At 58.6% G+C, this 5,178-nt stretch carries 4 protein-coding genes and 2 pseudogenes; 4 read left to right on the top strand and 2 right to left on the bottom strand.

Going from position 1 to position 5,178, the window contains the following annotated elements:
- Positions 1-163: 163 nt before the first annotated feature.
- The 4 genes and pseudogenes from N4A58_RS00300 to N4A58_RS00315 all read left to right on the top strand — a co-directional run.
- Positions 164-790 (top strand): annotated as a pseudogene (locus N4A58_RS00300) (IS3 family transposase); the annotation flags it as partial.
- 586 nt (positions 791-1,376) lie between these two features.
- Positions 1,377-1,787, top strand: a complete 411-nt coding sequence (locus N4A58_RS00305; RefSeq protein WP_293706913.1) for a transposase — start codon at positions 1,377-1,379, stop codon at positions 1,785-1,787.
- Entirely contained in the window at positions 1,787-2,134 is a 348-nt protein-coding gene (gene tnpB, locus N4A58_RS00310) for an IS66 family insertion sequence element accessory protein TnpB (protein WP_293706915.1), read from the top strand. Before N4A58_RS00305 ends, tnpB begins: the two co-directional genes overlap by 1 nt.
- A 68-nt stretch (positions 2,135-2,202) precedes the next feature.
- Positions 2,203-3,738 carry an IS66 family transposase gene (locus N4A58_RS00315; protein ID WP_293706917.1) on the top strand — a complete coding sequence of 512 codons (1,536 nt, stop codon included), beginning with the start codon at positions 2,203-2,205 and terminating at the stop codon, positions 3,736-3,738.
- Here the strand turns inward: N4A58_RS00315 and N4A58_RS00320 are convergent.
- On the bottom strand, positions 3,722-3,964 hold the full coding sequence (locus N4A58_RS00320) for a hypothetical protein (RefSeq protein WP_293706914.1): 243 nt from the start codon (positions 3,962-3,964) through the stop codon (positions 3,722-3,724). The genes N4A58_RS00315 and N4A58_RS00320 overlap by 17 nt on opposite strands.
- A pseudogene (locus tag N4A58_RS00325) lies at positions 3,961-5,178 on the bottom strand (IS66 family transposase); the annotation flags it as partial. The gene N4A58_RS00320 and the pseudogene N4A58_RS00325, both read right to left, overlap by 4 nt.

The raw sequence follows: 5,178 nt of genomic DNA on the forward strand, positions 1-5,178 counted from the left end.
CGACCGCCGTATCCTGCTTCGGCACTGTGACAAGTTACGTAATTTTGTACCGTATCATCCATAAGAACCCTCCTTATCTGGACGGCTCCTTCTCGAAGAAACTGAAAACAACATCTACGAGGGTGATGGCGCGGCGCTTACCGTGAACTGAAAGAAAGTTCGACGGATTATGCGGGAGAAAGGTCTGAACCCGATAAGAAAGCGGCGATATATGATCACCACCAACAGCAACCATGATAGTCCAATTTATCCGAATGTTGCCAAGGGCTTCGAGGTCTACGGTCCGAACCAGCTTTGGGTTGGCGACATCACATACATTGGTCTGGAGACTGGTTTCTGTTATCTCGCGGTCGTTCTGGATGTCTGGTCTCGCAAGATCGTTGGATATGCTCTCAGCAAGAGGATTGATGTTCGCCTCACAAGTGCAGCTCTCAAGTCTGCACTAAGACATCGACGTCCACTGCCTGGGTGCGTGTTCCATTCGGATCGCGGCGTGCAATATGCTGCCGCGTCACACCGGAGAGTACTGAAAACACATGGCTTCTTTGGTTCGATGAGCCGACGCGGCAATCCCTATGACAATCCTTACGCCGAAAGCGTGATGAAAACACTCAAGGTTGAAGCGGTATACATGGCAGATTACCAAAGCTTTGAAGACGTGGTCTCCGATCTACCCGGTTTTATTGAAACCGTTTACAACGAAACCAGGTTACATTCGGCATTGGGTTACAGAAGTCCCAACGACTATGAAAAACAGCACGCACCGCTCTGGACACATTCAGCTGCTTAGATTGTCCAGTTCCAGGGGCGCAGTCCAGTTCTTGTTGAACCCCAACAGCCAAGCCACGGTTCGATAGCCGAAGGAAGGCTCTTCCTCGATCATGGCTTTGATTGGTTCTGCGAAGCGCGGATCAACTTTTGGCGCCGACTTTGTCGGCCGATACTAAACGGTTCGCCGCGGAACGCCGAACCAGGGTACGCCTTCGGCGAGGGCCGTCTTAGCGGATTGAGAAATTAGGCTTAAGGCATGGCTTATGTCATGTTTAAGCAACTTTCCCAACGTCGAGATTTTATCCCCGGAGGACACGCCGCGGCGGCGGCATTGGTCTGATGAAGACAAGCTCCGGATTGTCGAAGAAAGCTTTGAAGGTAAGCGCCGACTGACCACCCTTCGAGTTGTGTCTTGACGATACTTGGGGTGTCGTTGTCGCTCAGCCGATGAGCTCCGCGTCTTTCATGCGTTTGATTGTGTCGGCAATGCTTGTCAGAGTGCCGAGCGCGCCGAAGGTCTGTAAGCGCTGTCTGCGCCCCACATTGAGCTGATGGGTTAGCGATGCGAGATCATTCCTGTTTGATAACGGGGAGTGCGTTTCGCAATGTGCGCGATAAAATCGTTTCTCATTTCATTGGGCGTGGAATTTCATCCTTCGGGGCATCGGACTTGGTCGGAAGAAGCAAAGGCGCATTTGGTTGCGGAAACGCTGGAGCCTGGCGCTACGGTCAAGGCTGTGGCTGAACGCTATGGTGTGCTTGCGAACCAATTGTCGGCGTGGCGTCGGGCTGCGAAAGACGGGGCACTGGTTTTGCCATCGGGGGCCGAGGATGAGGCTGTTTTTGCGCCCTTGGTGGTCTGCGATCCCGAAGGGCTGGAAGCAAAGCCGGACGGTGGAACTGTCTCGGACATGCTGCGCATCCGGACAGGGGATGTTTGTCTGGAGCTGCCTCTCGATACCGGGGCCAGTAGGATTGCCGAGATTATCTCGGCGCTGAGGGCCAGCCCGTGTTGATGCCATCTCAGGGTGTTCGCATCCTGATCGCGACGAGGCCCGTGGACTTTCGCAAGGGGCATGACGGGTTGGCCGCGCTGGTCCAGTCGGCTTTGGCCGAGGACCCGTTCACTGGCACCGTGTTCGTCTTTCGCGCCAAGCGCGCGGACCGCATGAAGATCCTCTATTGGGACGGCAGCGGACTGGTGATGGCGTACAAGCGGCTAGAGGATCACGGGTTCACCTGGCCCGCGATCCGGGACGGGGCGATGACCCTGCACCGCGCCCAATTCGAGGCGCTGTTTGCGGGCCTCGACTGGCGGAAAGTCAGGGCGCTCGAGACCCGCAGGCCGGAGCGCGCCGAGTAAAATAAACTCAACAATACCGTGCAATTACAGGCGGATCAGGGTAGTATTGGGGCATGTCCAGCACCCCGATCCTCGACCTTTCCGCCATCCCCGAAGACCAGCGTGCCGCTGTTCTTGCGGTGCTGCAGGAACGCGATGCCCTGAAGGTCTCGAACCAGCGGCTTGAGCATCTGGTGGCCGAACTGAAGCAGCTCGTGCATGGCAAGAAATCGGAAAAGCTGACCGAAGACGAACGGCAATTGGCTTTCGAGGACTTGGAAACCGCCGTAGCCGAGGTTGAAGCGCAGCAGGACGCCAGCATGCCCGCGGGCACTCCTGCGCGCAAACCGGCCCGCCGCAATCGGGGCAACCTGCCAGCTGATCTGCCGCGCATCGAACAGGTGATCGAACCGGAAACGCTGGACTGCCCCTGTGGCTGCGGGGCCATGCACCGCATCGGCGAGGATCGCACAGAACGCCTGGACATCGTGCCTGCGCAAGTGCGCGTGATCGTCACGGTGCGCCCCAAGTATGCCTGCCGTGCATGCACCAACGGTGTCAGCCAGGCCCCTGCGCCCGCCCACCTGATCGAGGGCGGATTGCCCACCGAAGGCGCCATCGCCCACGTGCTGGTCTGCAAATTCTCGGACCATTTGCCATTATATCGGCTAAGCCAAATCCTGGCCCGATCCGGGATCGACATTCAGCGTAGCACCTTGGCCGATTGGGTCGGGACCGCTGCCTTCCATCTGGCGCCGGTGGTGGACAGGCTTTCCGAGCATCTGAAGGCATCGGGCAAGCTCTTCATGGATGAAACAACCGCCCCGGTCCTTGATCCGGGACGTGGCAAAACCAAAACCGGCTATCTCTGGGCTTTGGCGCGCGACGATCGCGGCTGGGGCGGAGAGGACCCGCCCGGCGTGGTCTTTACCTATGCCCCAAACCGCGCGGGGAAAAATGCAGAGCAAATCCTGCAGGGCTTTGACGGCACTCTGCAGCTGGACGGCTATTCCGGCTACGACCGCCTGACGCGCCCCTCCCGCACGGGCGGCGCACCGATCAAGGTCGCCCATTGTTGGGCGCACGCGCGCCGCAAGCTCAAGGAAATCTTCGACCAGGACGGTTCGCAAATCGCGGCCGAGGGCCTGCGTCAGATCGCAGAGTTCTACCGGATCGAGGCGGAAATCCGCGGCATGGGACCGGGCCAGCGCCTATCGGCGCGGCAAGCCCGTACTGCGCCCTTGGTCGCGGCCTTCGGAGAATGGCTGCAAGCACAACGCCTGCGCATCTCGGCCAAGTCGCGGCTAGGTGAGAAGCTGACCTACATCCACCGCCAGTGGGACGGTCTACAAACTTTCCTGTCCGATGGCCGCGTCGAGATCGACTCCAACGCTGTCGAGAACCTCATTCGCCCCATCGCCCTGACAAGGAAGAATGCGCTCTTTGCCGGTCATGACGAAGGTGCCAGGGTTTGGGGCCACATCGCCTCCCTGATCGCGACCGCAAAGGTCAACGATGTCGAACCCTTCGCCTACCTCAAGGCAACTCTCGAAGCTATCGCCGCTGGCCACCCGAGAAGCCGCATCGACGAATTGCTCCCCTGGAACTTCAAACCCACAAGCTGAAATCCCGTGGCGTGCAGACACCGCTTACGAAGGTCTCGCTCTTGGTCATGTTCTTGTTGTTCTCGAAGACGTCCATGCCTTGGGTCAGCAGCGCCATGATTTGTGCTTCGTCGATGGCTTTCTTGCGGAGGGCTTTGACGATGACGCCCTCTATGATCATCTGCTGAGCCGTGATCTGCCCCGCAATCACCTCGATGCTGCGCTCGAGATCTTTCATCTTGCTCATGAGTACTTTGACCCGTTAGGCGTGAAGTTCCAAGGCATCAGGCTTTTGATGTCGTCCTGCATATGTCGGTCCAATATCTTGTCCAGCACGTGTTCCAGATAGGCCTGCGGGTTGATGAAGTTCAGCTTGCAGGTACCCATCAGCGATGCCATGCGTGCCCATTTGACCGCCCCGTCGTCGTTTCCCGCAAAGAGTGCATTCTTCCTTGTCAGAGGGATCGGACGAATTGCGTTCTCTACTGCATTCGTACCCATCTCGGTGCAGCCATCGTCAAGGAACCGGGTCAGGCCCATCCATCGTTTGAGGCCATACCTCATATGGCGGGCCAGATCCGAGCTTGAAGAGAGCAGGTCAAGTTGCCCTTCCAGCCAAAGACGCAGGGCAGCCACGATGGGCTTGGAAAGCTGTTGCCTGACGGCGCGCCGAACGCCCGGCGCTTTGCCGCGGATATCAGCCTCGATCCGATAAAGCTGCGCGATGCGATTGGTCATTTCCAGACAAATCGGGGAATGTGTCGTGCGGCTATATTCGACGAACCGGCGTCGCCAATGCGTCCAGCAATAGGCCATCGCCCAAGGGTCGTTGGTTTTCTTCGGATCACTCAAGATATCGTATCCGGCATAGCCATCAACGGTCAGCTGGCGCCCCTGGAAGTCGCGGAAGATCTCTTGCGCAGTTTTGGCGCTCCGGCTTCTGGAATGCTGGAACACCACGATCGGCGGATCGCCTCCTCCCCAGCCCCGTTGGTCGCGCACTACGGCTCAGAGATAGTCCTTTCGGGTTTTTCCAGTGCGTGGGGCCAAGACCGGAACCGTGGTCTCGTCTGCGAAGAGATGGTCACTCGCTTTCAGGTCGTCGATCAAAGCGTCGATGAGCGGCGCGAGGTGGAATGCGACGCGCCCCGCCCAATTTGCCAGCATGGTGCGATCAATCTCGATCCCCTCCCGGCGCCAGATCTCGGCTTGTCGGTAGAAGGGGAGGTGATCGCAGAATTTGGACACGACAGCATGGATGGCGAACCGGTTGGTCCCAAGACCGCGCGGCACAAGGAATTCCGGCGCCGGGGCTTGCGCGTGGGTTGCGCCCTTGCACGCCCGGCACATGTATTTGGGACGCACGGTGACCAAGACCCTGAACCGGGCTGGCACGACATCGAGCCGTTCGGTGCGATCCTCCCCGACACGAACCATCTCACCGCACCCACAGGGGCAGGC

The sequence above is a fragment of the Donghicola sp. genome, assembly GCF_025210255.1.
GTDB classification, from domain to species: Bacteria; Pseudomonadota; Alphaproteobacteria; order Rhodobacterales; family Rhodobacteraceae; genus Donghicola; species Donghicola eburneus.